This window comes from Lachnoanaerobaculum gingivalis (assembly GCF_003862475.1).
Lineage (GTDB): Bacteria > Bacillota > Clostridia > Lachnospirales > Lachnospiraceae > Lachnoanaerobaculum > Lachnoanaerobaculum gingivalis.
In genome coordinates, this window is record NZ_RRCO01000004.1 from 333,899 (window position 1) to 348,260 (window position 14,362).

At 34.4% G+C, this 14,362-nt stretch carries 11 protein-coding genes; all 11 read left to right on the forward strand.

Features of this window, described 5'->3' with window-relative positions; translation table 11 throughout:
* Window positions 1-4 precede the first annotated feature (4 nt).
* The 11 genes from EHV10_RS10290 (at window position 5) to EHV10_RS10345 (ending at window position 14,344) form a co-directional block, all read left to right on the forward strand.
* Entirely contained in the window at window positions 5-2,290 is a 2,286-nt protein-coding gene (locus EHV10_RS10290; RefSeq protein ID WP_128674577.1) for a sensor histidine kinase, read from the forward strand.
* 15 nt (window positions 2,291-2,305) lie between these two features.
* Window positions 2,306-2,923: a chemotaxis protein gene (locus EHV10_RS10295; RefSeq protein WP_128674578.1), complete on the forward strand. Its 618-nt coding sequence runs from the start codon at window positions 2,306-2,308 to the stop codon at window positions 2,921-2,923.
* A gap of 5 nt (window positions 2,924-2,928) precedes the next feature.
* Entirely contained in the window at window positions 2,929-3,510 is a 582-nt protein-coding gene (locus EHV10_RS10300; protein ID WP_128674579.1) for an HNH endonuclease, read from the forward strand.
* Window positions 3,511-3,920: 410 nt separating this feature from the next.
* Window positions 3,921-5,039 (forward strand): anaerobic sulfatase maturase, encoded by a 1,119-nt coding sequence (locus EHV10_RS10310; protein WP_128674580.1) that lies wholly within the window; start codon window positions 3,921-3,923, stop codon window positions 5,037-5,039.
* A gap of 202 nt (window positions 5,040-5,241) precedes the next feature.
* Window positions 5,242-6,315, forward strand: a complete 1,074-nt coding sequence (locus EHV10_RS10315; protein WP_128674581.1) for a LacI family DNA-binding transcriptional regulator — start codon at window positions 5,242-5,244, stop codon at window positions 6,313-6,315.
* Between the two features lie 99 nt (window positions 6,316-6,414).
* On the forward strand, window positions 6,415-7,743 hold the full coding sequence (locus EHV10_RS10320) for an ABC transporter substrate-binding protein (protein ID WP_128674582.1): 1,329 nt from the start codon (window positions 6,415-6,417) through the stop codon (window positions 7,741-7,743).
* A gap of 135 nt (window positions 7,744-7,878) precedes the next feature.
* On the forward strand, window positions 7,879-8,787 hold the full coding sequence (locus EHV10_RS10325; RefSeq protein WP_128674583.1) for a carbohydrate ABC transporter permease: 909 nt from the start codon (window positions 7,879-7,881) through the stop codon (window positions 8,785-8,787).
* A 25-nt stretch (window positions 8,788-8,812) separates the two neighbouring features.
* The gene (locus tag EHV10_RS10330) at window positions 8,813-9,697 is read left to right on the forward strand and encodes a carbohydrate ABC transporter permease (RefSeq protein ID WP_128674584.1); all 885 of its coding nucleotides are present in this window, start codon (window positions 8,813-8,815) and stop codon (window positions 9,695-9,697) included.
* 14 nt (window positions 9,698-9,711) lie between these two features.
* Window positions 9,712-11,115: a sulfatase family protein gene (locus EHV10_RS10335; protein ID WP_128674585.1), complete on the forward strand. Its 1,404-nt coding sequence runs from the start codon at window positions 9,712-9,714 to the stop codon at window positions 11,113-11,115.
* A complete protein-coding gene (locus tag EHV10_RS10340) occupies window positions 11,112-13,118 on the forward strand; it encodes a heparinase II/III family protein (RefSeq protein WP_128674586.1) in 2,007 nt (668 codons plus the stop codon). The genes EHV10_RS10335 and EHV10_RS10340 overlap by 4 nt, the downstream gene beginning before the upstream one ends.
* Window positions 13,119-13,138: 20 nt before the next feature.
* On the forward strand, window positions 13,139-14,344 hold the full coding sequence (locus tag EHV10_RS10345; RefSeq protein ID WP_128674587.1) for a glycoside hydrolase family 88 protein: 1,206 nt from the start codon (window positions 13,139-13,141) through the stop codon (window positions 14,342-14,344).
* The last annotated feature ends 18 nt before the right edge of the window (window positions 14,345-14,362 follow it).

The window sequence follows — 14,362 nt, forward strand, 5'->3', positions numbered from 1 at the left end:
TGCCATGGCAAAGATATCATTCAATGTAGATGCTTATACAGCTCGTTTAATAGGACGAGAAAATGTATCAAAATTAAATGGTGCCATAATTGAATTAGTTAAAAATACGTATGATGCAGATGCTACGATTTGTGTTTTGTATTATGAAAAAACAACTAATTCGCTATATATCGCAGACAATGGCTGCGGCATGACAAAGGATGTGATTATAAAACACTGGATGACTATTGGGAGATCGACAAAAAAGAAACAATTTATTAGTAAATCAGGTCGAGTACAAACTGGAGCAAAAGGAATTGGGAGGTTTGCTTTAGATAGAATATCTGATACATGTGAAATGTTTACTGCTTCAACGGAAGGAAAGTTAATTTGGAAGGTTGATTGGGAGGATTTTTCAAAGAGTGATAATATTACAGATGTAACAGCAGATTTATATGAACCAACTATATCAATAGATGAGTTTCTTGATGACGTTATTAATTGTGAAGTAAAAAAAATAATATCAAATAACTTTAAAAACACAGGAACTATTTTTAAGTTAACTTCTTTAAGAGACTCATGGAATGATAATGTTATAAAAAAAATTAAGGACGATTTAATAACATTAATACCATATGAAATGAAAAGTGAATTTCAAGTATATTTTTTTGATGAGCAAAACACTAGTGAAGATGCTGATATATTAGATGTTGAAAATGCTTTTTCTTATGATTATAAAGTTGAATTTAATGTTCTGATAGATGGAAAAACTTATATTAAGATACATAGAAATGAATTTGACTTCGGTGATAGATTTGATGAAATAATTACACAAGCTGAATTTACTTCAGAAGATGAACGGTATTTTAAAGGTGAATATATTTGTATAGAAACAAACTTTGCACATATGCTACCAAAACGTGGGGAGCAGTTAAAAAATACAATAGGTGAATTTTCTGGGGTTTTGTATTTTGAAAAAGTGACTTATTCAAAAACAGATGCCGAAAAATATTTTTATGAATTGTCTAATAATCGTAATAATGAGAGGGATATTTTTGGGGGAATTAAAATATATAGAGATAGTTTTAGAGTGAGACCTTATGGAGAACCTAAAACATCTGATTATGACTGGTTACTATTAGCCGGTAGAAAAAACAAATCTCCTGCTGCACCTTCTCATCAAACAGGTGCGTGGAGAGTTAATGCTGATCAGATAATTGGATCAATTTTTATTTCACGTATGAATATTACATTACCAGATCAATCCAACAGAGAAGGTATTGTAGAAACAAAGGAATTTGTATTATTAAAAGAATTTTTAATTAATGTAATTCAGGAATTTGAAAAAGATAGACAATATGTTTTTCGTAAGTTAGATGCTCGCTATGACAAAATAACGGAAGCCTCAAGGATACAAGCTGAAATTAATAAGAAAGCAGAAGAAGCAAAAGCAGCTAGAGAAAAGTATGACTTTTTAGGTGATAGCAGTGAATGTAATCAAAAATTAGGATCTGATAAAAGTTATATAGATCCAGAAAAAGCTAAAACGGCTTTAGACCATAAAGATACAGTTATTAAAAACTTAGAGGATGAAAATAGATTACTAAGAACATTAGCTACAACTGGTATAGTTACTAATACTTATGTTCACGAAATTAAAGATATAACTCATAAGCTAAGCAGAAAAATTGTTATGGCTAAAGAAGCATTGGAATTAGATGGTAACTTGGAAGATGGGTTAAAATATTTAAATGAAGCTAATGTAATGAGAGAATCATTAAATTCATGGTTTAAAGTAACAATAGGTTCTGTAACGCGTGATAAAAGAACTATGAAAAAAACAGATTTAAATTTTCTGATATCACAGACAGTGAAGTCATGGAAAGAAACACTTAAAAACATTTCAATAGATTTAGAATTTCAAGAACCAGAAATACAATTAAAATGTTTTCCTTATGATATCGAAAGCATTTTTAGTAATCTGATTGCTAATAGTGTTAGTTCTTTTGAATCCTGCTTTTCAGATAATAAGAGTATAAAAATTGTTGTATCTGCCTCAGATAAAGAAATTATTATCAAATACAGCGATTCTGGACAAGGTTTATCTCTTGCCTATAAAAATAATCCAAAGAAAATTTTAGAGCCTATGGAAAGTGATAGAAGAAATGAAATGGGAGAAACTATTGGCACTGGTATGGGGATGTGGATTATAAACAGAACTGTTGCAGATTATAATGGAAGTATAGATTTATCCGATAATACGAAACATACTAGTGGATTCTATGCCACTATAAAATTAATAAAGAAATAGAAGTGGAGGGCTGATATGTATAGAGTAGGATTTATTGATGATGATAGAGATTCATATGAGGATTATCGAGTACGTTTAGCAAGAAAAGATATTGAATTACTATATCCGGATTGTATTACTGAAATGCCAGAAATTATAGAGTGGCTTTTATCTAATAGTATTAAATGCCTTATTATAGACTACAAACTTAATAATAAATTTAAGTTTTTGGGGACTGAACTAATTGCTTACATAAATGTTAAAGTCCCCGATTTACCATGCTTAATATTAACTAATTACCCTGAAGAATCGATACGCGAAAATTTAGTGATTATAAATTTAATTGAAGACAGAAATGTTTTGGCCGAAGATGATATAGAAGGATTTGCAAGAAAAATCAAACAGGCTGTCGATGTTTTTGAAAATAGATTACATAAATATTATATCAATTATGAGGAACTGCTTAAAGCAAGGAAAAATGGTTCTATATCAGCAATAGAAGAAGAACAATTTATAGATCTGTATAAATTATTACGCGCATATGGTGAAGTAGATGACTTGCCAATTCAGCTTTTAAGTAGTGAAGTTAATCAGAAAATTGATGAAATACTTGGAAGAGTAAATGTTTTGGTAGAGGAAGTTGAAAACAGGTAAAAAATATGCGAATACATGGAAAAAATGAAATCAGTAGAAGTGTTGATGTAAATCAAGAAAATGACTATAAAAAATATGTTCCTCAATTGAGAGAAGACTTTAAACATATATGCGGTTATTGTGGTAAATCTGAAGAGGTTACAACAAAAGGCTTTGAACCAGATCATTTCGTTCCTGGAAGAATAGATTCAAACAGAAAACTTGATTATTCAAATTTAGTATATTCTTGTTTCACATGCAATAGAAAAAAACTCGGCAAATGGCCAACAGAGGATAAGAATAAATCCAACGATGGAAATATTGGATTTGTAGATCCGGCATTAAAAGAGTATGACTTACATTTAGGTAGAGATAAAGAAGGTAATATTGAATTCTATACAAAGGTTGGAGAATACATGTATAATATTGCTTTCAGTTTTGATATGCGCCCGATGAAAGAAATATGGAAAATTAGTCAATTGATTAATGCAAAGGATAATTTATTTAAAGTTAAGGATAAGCTTACACCAGAGGAATTGATGAAATATTTAGAATTGGATAAGGCTATAGATGAATTGAAGAAAATACTATTTGAAAAAAAAGAGTAATCAGTTAAGATTGTAGTTTTACCTATTTATTTAAGCTATTAACCAAATATATAGGATAATATAATTTCTTGAAAATACACTTAAAAATTATTTGAGAAGGAATTATAGGTTTAAGATACTGCTGTTGCACAGCTGGAACGTATACGAAAAAAAGTTCGTTCATTGGATTTCATGCCCGCTCGTTATGCATTGGTTGAGTGGGAACCATGGAGTTCTATAAAAATGCATCAGATGCCGGTAGACAACTTTATTGTATATTACCTCGTTGATTATGAAAAAAAGAATAGTTACGGTAGTCCGAATCTTTTACGGTGGCTGCGATATTGAAAGTATTATTAATTCTAATAAACAAATATAATAAAAGAACAGAAAATTATCCTAAAACTCACACCAACAAAAAAGGAGACCACATGCCACCAATAACCGTTTTAATTAAGCCTGCTTCCAATCTTTGCAATATGTCCTGTGAATATTGTTTTTACTGTGATGAGGCAAGTAAGCGTTTGCAAAATTCCTATGGATTTATGTCTGAACAGACTTTGAAAAATACAATCAGAAAGACCATGCTTAGGGCGGAGGGGAGTATACACTATGCTTTTCAGGGAGGTGAGCCGACCTTATGTGGCATTGATTTTTTTGAAAAGGCATTGGCATACCAAAAACAGTACAATAAAAACAATATAGAAGTAACTAACGCCCTTCAAACAAACGGTTTTGCACTTACAGATGAATGGTGTTCTTTTTTTAAGGAAAACAATTTTTTAATAGGATTGTCGGTAGACGGTACAAGAGAAATACACGATTCTTATAGACATACAAAATCAGGAGATGATACTTTTGACAGAATAATAAATTCGGCGAAACTACTTGATAAGCATAAGGTGGATTATAATATTCTTACTGTAGTTACATCTAAGGTTGCAAAGAATATTTCAGATATCTACAGGTTTTATAATAAACAGGGATGGAAATACCAACAATATATAGCCTGTCTTGATCCTATAAATGAAGTGCGTGGAGCTAAGCCTTACTCCTTAACTCCAAAAGTTTATGGAAAGTTTTTAATTGAATTATTTGATCTATGGTATAAAGATTATATAAATGGAAAAGATCCATACAACAGGCAGTTTATAAATTATATAAATCTTGCCGGAGGATATATGGCTGAATCCTGTGAGCAGCGTGGAGTATGTGGTATTCAGACGGTAGTAGAAGCTGATGGAAGTGTCTATCCATGTGATTTTTATGCTATGGATGAATATCGCCTTGGAAATTTCAATGAAAACAATTTAAGTGAGATAGATAAAAAAAGGTCTGAAATATGCTTTATAGAAAGGTCGTTTAAGCTGGATAGCGAATGCAGGGAATGCAAATATTACAGAGTCTGTAGAGGTGGATGTCAACGCAATAGAGATTTAGACCCGGATACAGGACTATACAGTAATTATTTTTGTGAAGCATATAAGATATTTTTTGATGCCTGCTATGACAAAATCATTGATATAGCAGAAAGTCTAAGACAAAAATGATTGAAAACGGCTGTCGTTTTAATGATTGAAAGATTGTGAAGCGAGAGCCTTTTTTATTCAGATTGATTTTATACAATATAAATAAAAATATTGACATCAAAGCAATTTAGGTATATACTTACCACATAAGTAAACGGTTACGCAAACGATAATTTAATTTAATATCCGGCTTTGATTTTAAAATATTGGAGATAGATTGTTTATGAAAAAAGCATCAGGCAAGGTAACCATAAAGGATATATCAAAGGAGCTTGGTATATCGGCTGTTTCTGTTCACAGAGCACTTAGAGGAAAAGAAGGGATAAGTAGTGAACTTCGCTCTAAGATTTTGGAAACGGCGAATGAAATGGGGTATGTGGAAAATTATGCCGCTGCCTCCATTAAGAGAAAAACCAGTAAAGTTGCTGTAGTGTTGCCAAAGGATAAATGGGAGAAAAAAATTTACTTTGATTATTTATGGCTCGGTATTAATAAAGGTGCACAGGAGCTTAAAGGGCTAAACATAGAAATAAGTCCTTTTGTATGTGATAACGAAGAAGAGCAACTTGTACAGCTAAAAGAGATTGCCGATAAGGGGTCTAATGAATACGGCGGTGTTATAACAATTTCTTTTACAAGGGCATCGGAAGTACTTATGCAGTTTCAGAGAATGTTGGCAAAGGATATGAGGGTGTTGGTTATAGACGATCACATCGAAATTCCTGAAGGCCTCATCAGCATTCCACCTAGAGAAATACAGGTAGGTAAAGTGGCGGCTGAGCTTGCAACACTTATTACTCCCGATAAAGGAAGGATACTTGTTTCCTGTGGACGCAAAGATTCAAAGATACATGAGGGGCGTTTGGAAAGCTTTTGTAATTATATAAAAGAAAACAAACCGGAGTTGATAATAGAACTTGTGACAGGATATACAAGGAATATGGACCATAGAGGAGAACTCTATAAAAATGCATGTGAGGCACTTGGTAAGTATAGTGATATATGTCTTATATATGCTCTTACCTCTCATGATAACAGGGCGTTTGTTGAAGCACTTGAAAAATATGGTAATAATAAAAAAGTTGCTATAATAGGAACAGATTTAAATGAAGAAACCTTGGAATTTTTAAAAAAGAAGAGAATGTCGGCGGTTATAGACCAAAATCCTTATGATAAAGGATATATGGCCTTTAAGATTATGGTGGACTGCTTAATAAAAAATATGTCTGTGCCTGATGTTATACCATGCAGGATTGATATCGCTCTTGAAAACAATGCAGATCTCTATGCGGATTGATTATTTTTAGAACTATATTTACTGTTTTCCGAAGCGGAATGCAGTTTAATAAAATATGTAAAAATTTATATGTGAATATACATATTCAAGGAGGATTATATGAAGAGAAAGTTTTTACAAAAAGTTGGAGTTGCAGTAATTTCCGGTGCAATGATTATGTCAGTATTGGCAGGATGCGCTAATAATACAGCCAAGGAAAGTACTACAGCCGCTCAAGCATCAAGCGAGGGTACAAGCGGTGAATCAAAGGATGATACAGCCAAAGGTCCTGATTACAGCGGAGTGAAGCTCGTATACTGGTCAAACTGGGAAGCTACAGAGCCACAGGGAATTGTTATTGCCGAGGCCATAAAAGCTTATGAAAAAGAAACCGGTGTAGAAATTGAAGTAGAGTTTAAGGGACGTAAAGGAATTAAAGAAGGTTTGATTCCGGCACTTGATGCAAAACAGCAGGTTGACTTCTTTGACGGACAAGGAAACAAGAGCAATTACGGTGATCGTATTATAAGTCTTGAGGATTTGGTTAAAGAAAGTGATTATGAGTCACGTTCCAACCCTACAATGATGAAGCTTTTCAGAAGCTATAATGAAGGTGTACTTAAAGAGATTCCATATCAGTTTAAGGCAAATGCTTATTTTTACAATAAAAAGCTTTTCAAGGAAGCAGGTATTGATAAGGTACCTACAAACTGGGATGAATTCCTTGCTACATGTCAAAAGCTTAAAGATGCGGGAATAACTCCGATTACCACTGATGATGCATATGTACCACAGGCTTTCGGTATGCATCTTGGAAGACTTGTAGGAAGTCAAGGCTTAAAGGAAACTATTAACAACAATGAATGGGACAGACCTGAAGTTTTACAAACAGCTAATGATCTTGCAGAGCTTGCTACAAAGGGATATTTCTCAGAGCTTGTGGCTTCAAATGTATTCCCTACAGGACAGAATACAGAATTCGCTACAGGTAAGGTTGCAATGTATGCTGTAGGAACATATGTGGTTAATGAAGTTAAAAATATTACAGGACCTGATTTTGAATGGGGATTTTTCGGATATCCTGAAGTAAATAACGGAATTAACGGCACAGAGGCTATGATGATTGGTGGACAGAGCTTTGCTATTACTTCAGTATGTAAGAATAAAGAGGCTGCATTTGGATTTATTGAGAAGATGACAAGAGGTGAATATGACGAGAAGCTTGCTAAAGAGAGTATAAGTCTTCCTGCAGATTCACAAAATCATTCATGGCCTGAGCAGTTGGCTGATGTAAAGCCATACTTTGATAACTGCACAGAGATTATGGGTGGTGCGGAAAGCAATCCGGAAATTACACCGGCATTAAAGGAGAATTTAATTAAGCTTTACTCAGGTAAGATTACAGGTGCTGAATTTGTTGAAAATATGAAAAAGGCAGCAGGAAAATAAAGTCTAAATGAAAAAAGAGGGCAGGCGGGTAACGAGGTCGTTATTTGACCTGCCTTTTTTAACCGGTGAAATTGCTGCCTTTAAGATAATAAGCTAAAAGTCTGGCTTTTGCCTGTTTCGGAAGGGAAAATATTTATGAAACGCAATAAAAGTATGATTTGGGCATTTACTATTCCCGGAACAATATTGTTTCTTGGAGTATTCATTTACCCGATAATAAGAACTGTAATTATGAGCTTTTTTAAGATAGTGGAAATTACGGATCCGATAAACAAATGGGAATTTAGAGGCTTGGGAAATTACGTAGATCTGTTCAATGCCCCATTGTTTATACAGTCGCTTATTAATATAGCAAAGATATGGACAATCGGAGGTATAGTTACACTTTCAATCTCTTTATTGATAGCTATCATTTTGACAAGCGGAATAAGAGGAAAGGGATTTTTTCAGGCGGCAATATATTTGCCGAATGTAATCAGTGCGGTAGCTATGGCTACAATGTGGATTCAATATGCTTTTAACTCATCCTATGGATTTTTTACAACATTTTTTAAAATGATAGGTTTGGAGAGTTTGGCAAAAATACAGTGGCTGGATGCGGAACATAAATTCTATGCACTTTTATTTTCTTACTGCTTCGGAATGATAGGACATCATATGCTTATATGGATCAGCGGAATTGAAAGAATAAGCAAGGAATATTATGAAGCATCAGGTATAGACGGTGCAAATAAGGTCCAACAGTTTTTTCATATAACACTGCCTCTTTTAAGAGGAATTTTAAGAACAAATATTATTATGTGGTCAATAAGTATTGCAGGATTCTTTATATGGTCACAGCTTTTCTCACCTTTAACTGCAGATACATCTACAGTAGTACCTATGGTATATATGTATACCAAAGTATTCGGAGCTGAAACCGCCGATATGATTTCTCGTGATGCAGGTGCGGGTGCGGCAATAGGTATAATTCTTTGCGCTTTGGTAATAATTATATTCAGAGTTGCCAATAGAGTTCTTAAAGATGATGATTTGGAATTTTAATTAACATTTTATGAAAGGTTAGATTATGAAAATACTGAAAAACAAAGAAAAATCCGCACCTTTTAACTTGTCAAAAGAGATTAAACTGTTACCCGGATATATAATACTGATACTTTGGGTTGCTTTTACTGCGGTGCTTTTAGGCTGGGTAGTGGCTGCAAGTTTGTCTACTACCGCAGATATATTTTCAGGGGATATTTTAGGATTTAAAACAGGACTTCATTTTGAGAATTATGTTAAAGCATGGGTATCATCAAATGTTTCCGTGTTTTTTGTAAACTCACTCATTTATGCGGTTTTATCCTGTGTATTTATTATTCTGGTATGTGCCCCATATGCTTATGTTTTACAAAGATTTGAATTCAAGGGAAGAAAATTTCTTACTTCCGCACTGGCAGGAACTATGGGTGTTCCTCTTATAATGGTAATAATACCTTTGTATACATTGGTGGCGGGAGCCGGATTACTTGGTAACGCTTTTTCAAACAGAATTGTACTTATAGTTTTATTTGTAGCTATAAAAGTACCTTATACAACTACATTCCTTATGGCATACTTTGCCAATATTTCAAGTGCATATGAAGAGGCGGCGGCTATAGACGGATGTCATCCGATAAAGGCCTTTTGGATGATCGTATTTCCACTGGCTCAAGGAGGAGTTGTAACGGTAACAATTTTTAATTTCATAGCAATATGGAATGAATATTTCCTTTCACTCTTATTTGTAAATTCAGAGAAACTAAGACCTGTAGCGCTTGGATTATTCTCGATGATAAACGGAATGAAATACAGCGGTGACTGGTCAGGTCTATTCGCTTCCGTAATAATTGTATTTATTCCGACATTTATACTTTATATCGGACTTTCAAAGAAGATTATCGGTGGAATAACCGGAGGTGTAAAGGGATAGAAAGGAAGCACAATATGAATTTATTGTTTGTTTTTGCAGATCAATGGAGGGCAGGGGCTATAGGATATGCAAAGGAAGACCCTGTTAAAACTCCGAATATGGATAAGTTTTGCAAAGAGTCAACCTATTGCGACCATACTTTCAGCACCTTTCCGGTTTGCTCTCCTCATAGAGCCAGCCTTATGACCGGAAAATACCCACTGTCATCAGGATTTTTTACAAACTGTAAAAAAGGATTATCTTTAAGATTAAAAGATGAAGAGATTTGTGTAGGTCAGGTGCTGAAAAAAGCTGGTTATGAGACCGCATATATAGGTAAATGGCATTTAGATGAACCTGAGCAAAATATTTGTGAATTTCCGAAGTCAGGTGCAAGAGATTGGGATGCATATACTCCTCCGGGAGTAAGAAGGCATGGATTTGACTATTGGTACTCATACGGTACTTATGATATGCATTTATCACCACATTATTGGCATGACAGTGATGAGATGATAAAGGTAAACAAATGGTCACCTGAGCACGAAACTGACAAGGCAATAGAATACCTATCAAAAATAAGAGACAAATCAAAGCCTTTTGGCATGTATATATCTTGGAATCCGCCACATAGCGTATACAGTGAAGTTCCGGATGAATACTTAAAGATGTATGATGATGTGGAGTTAAAGAAAAATGTTATTTTTGAAAATATACATCACCATACCGGTGAAAATGCCGCAATGAGCGAGGAAGAATTAAGGCTTACCACAAAGCAGTATTATGCGGCTATAAGCGGTCTTGACAAGCAGTTTGGAAGGTTGATTGAATACCTGAAAGAAAATAATCTGTATGAAGATACTCTTGTTATCTTGTCGGCGGATCATGGAGATATGATGGGATCGCATGGGCTTATGGGTAAGCATGTTTGGTATGAGGAGTCAATAAAAATTCCTTTTGTAGTACATGTACCGGGAAACAAGAATAAAAGATGCTCTACCTGTATTGGAAGTCAAGATATGATGCCAACAGTTTTGGGCCTTTTGGGTTGCAGGATACCTGATACGGTTGAAGGAGAGGACTGTTCCAAATTTATTAAAGGTAATGAGGATGCGGATAGGGTAAGCTTTATTATGGCATGCCCCGGCAGAGCCGATTTTGTGGAAAAATTTAAAAAGATGGGTAAGAATCCAGCCGATTATGGGTGGCGTGGGGTTAGAACAAGAAAATACACCTACGTCATGGAGCTGGGTTATGATGTTATATGTAATCCTAAAAGATATCTTTATGATATACAAAATGATTCTCAGCAAAAAAATACTCTTGATTTAGATAATGAAGAGAATAAACAGCTTGCTAAAACGATGGAAGAAGAAGTTATTAAATGGCTGAAGCGTCAAAATGACGGTTTTTATAAGAACTGGAACAGTGAACTATGAATAATATAGATTTGTTGTGGGATGATTTTAGAGAACATTTTGCATTCAAAAAGGAAGAGTATATAAAAATTGCGGACTTTTGTAATAGAAACTGCAAAGAGATGAGGAATATTATTCTTCAAACCGCAGATGAGTTGACAGAGAATAGATTTCTTTTCAGATTACCCTGGGATATGGAAACCACAAATGAACCGGTAAATTTTGGCGTAAAAATAAATTGGAATTATTGCTTTAATGAAGATGAAGAATTTATTTTTCAGTTAAACAGACACAGATACCTTATATGTCTTGGACAGGCGTTTTGGATTAAACAAAATGATATATATGTAATAACTTTTATAAATCAGCTGCTTGACTGGATAAATGAAAATATTGATATTGAAAATGCCGACAGAAAAGTTTGGAGAACACTTGAGACAGGTCTTCGTGCAGACTACTGGGTAAGGGCAATGTCTTTTTTCACATCTCATCCTCTTATTACGGATGAAATAAAAGAAAAGTTTTTCTTGGCATTATCCGTGCATGCAAATCATTTGGCAACAAATCCTAAAGAGGGCTTTTCCATAAAAAGTAACTGGGGTGTTATGGAGTATGCAGGTTTATATGTACTTTCACATGTGCTGAAAAACGATGAATATAAAAAGAAAGCAATTTATTTTCTGAAGATGGCGCTTCATACACAGATACATGATGACGGAATGCAATGGGAAGCATCTACAATGTATCATAATGAAGTACTGGATGCGTATTTTGAAGTTTTAAGAGTGGCTAAGCTTTATAATGATGAAGTTTTTTCGGAAGATGAAAAAAATATTATAAAAAATATGGCATTTGCTACTTTATATCATACTTATCCAAATCATCATCAAATCCTGACCGGAGATTCGGATGATACCGATGTAAGAGATCTGTTAAGTCGGGGAGCATTATTATTTAAAGACAGGTCGCTTAAATTTGCAGGATATAATGAGCTTGACTTTGAAAGTGCATGGCTTTTTGGGACTGAGGGAATAGTATTCTATGAAAAATTAGAAAGTAAAAGACTCTCCGGAGGTCTTATAGTATGCCATGAAAGCGGTGAAGCAATATGGAGAGACTCCTATAATGAGAATTCGGATTTTATTTATTTTAGAAACGGAAGCCTTGGAGGAGGGCACGGACATCAGGACAAACTTCATATGGAACTTTGGTTTGAAGGTGAGGAAATACTTAGGGACAGTGGACGTTTTACATATAAAAATGTAGATGAAAGATACAGACTTAAGGAGAGTCAGGCCCACAATGTGCCCATTATAAATAACAGTGAATATGCAGAATGCATGGATTCATGGATTTATAAAAATTTACCTCCTTCCACGGGAAATACTTTTGTTTTTAAGGAAAACCGGCTGTTATTTGAAGGCTTTCACTGTGGGTATATTGATTTGAATGTGATTCTTAGAAGGCGTATCGTAGCACCGACATCTGATATCATTATTATAAGTGACGAAATTATCGGAAATAAGAGAAATGAATTATCACAGCATTTTGCCTTCGGAAAGAATATAAGCCTAAAAAAAGAAAATAATGTGATAATAGGGCAAGGAGAAAGATGTGAGTTTAGTGTAATGTGCTTTGATGAAAGAGGTGAATTATTACCTGAAATTACAAATTCTTTGCTTTCAAGACATTATAATCAAATAGAAGAAACGAGTGCTCTTAAAGTAAATACAAGCAGTTCATACTTTTTAACTACAGTGATTGTAAAAAATAGGGAAAATCAAAAGATAGAGATCGTAAAAGAAGATGTATACAATTTTGCCTATGAAGTTATGCTTTCAAAGGATATAGCTCAAGGATATGTAATTACAAGAAACAAGGAGAAATACGGGGTGGTTCTCATTAAAAATGATGTCGGGAATTATAGTGACTTAAACGGAATAAGAGGAGTATACGGACTCGGACAAACTATGGTTTGTGTATTTCATAAAAATCCTGAGTATATGACAGTGCTTAGATGGTAGGATAAAAGGAGATTGATTAAGTGGATAAATGGATTGATATTAATTTATTGGAAAAATATCCGGAAGCATCGGATACTATGATTAAAGAGGCTCTGGATATGTGTATGGAACAGGTGAAAAATAATTTACCCGAATTTGAAGAGCATTTTCCGCATGCAAACAGCGAAGGGAATTTTTATACACCCGGTATTAATACCGATTGGACAAGCGGATTTTGGACAGGAGAGGTATGGCTTTCCTATGAAAATGCAAAAAGTGCTGCGGACAAAGAGTTGTTTGAAAGGGCAGGAAAGAAACAGGCAGACTCATTTTTGGATCGTATAAATATAAGACATTATATAGATCATCATGATATGGGATTTCTTTACATACCGTCCTGTGTTGCGGCTTACAGTTTAATCTCTTATGAAAATGCAAAAGAAGCCGCAATAAAGGCTGCAGATCAACTTTGCAGTAGATATCGCCCTGAGGGAAAATATATCCAGGCATGGGGAGAGATGTGGGCAAGAGATAATGCCAGACTTATTATTGACTGCATGCTAAATGTACCGCTACTCTACTGGGCAAGCGAAGTGACAAAGGATGAGCATTATGCCGAGATTGCCAAAAACCATATACTTACTACAATGAAGCATATAATAAGAGATGATGATTCAACCTGGCATACAATATTCTTTGATCCTGATACCGGTGAATTTTCACATGGTGCTACCTGTCAAGGATATAAGGATGCTTCCGCATGGGCAAGAGGACAGGCATGGGGAATTTATGGAACCGCTATAGCATATAAAAATACAGGAGATAAGGAATATATAAAATATTTTGAGAGAGTATCAAAGTATTTCCTAAAGCATTTACCTACAGATCTTTGTCCGTATTGGGATCTATGCTTTGGAGACGGTGATGAAAATGAACAGCCAAGAGACTCATCATCAGCTGCAATTGCAGTATGCGGATTTTTGGAGATGAGTAAATATTTGGATGAAGAAAGCAGCGCATACTATACTTCAGTAGCAAAAAAAATTATTTATTCTCTTATAAAGAATTATCAGGTTAAAGATAAGAGTATATCAAACGGTCAGCTTTTACATGGAACATACGCAAAGAAAACACCTTATAATACATGTAAAAACAGCGGTGTTGATGAATGTGTTATCTGGGGAGATTATTTCTTCATGGAGGCTCTTACAAGGCTTTCAAGACCTGATTGGAAAATGTATTGGTAAGAATTTTAATAGGAGTAT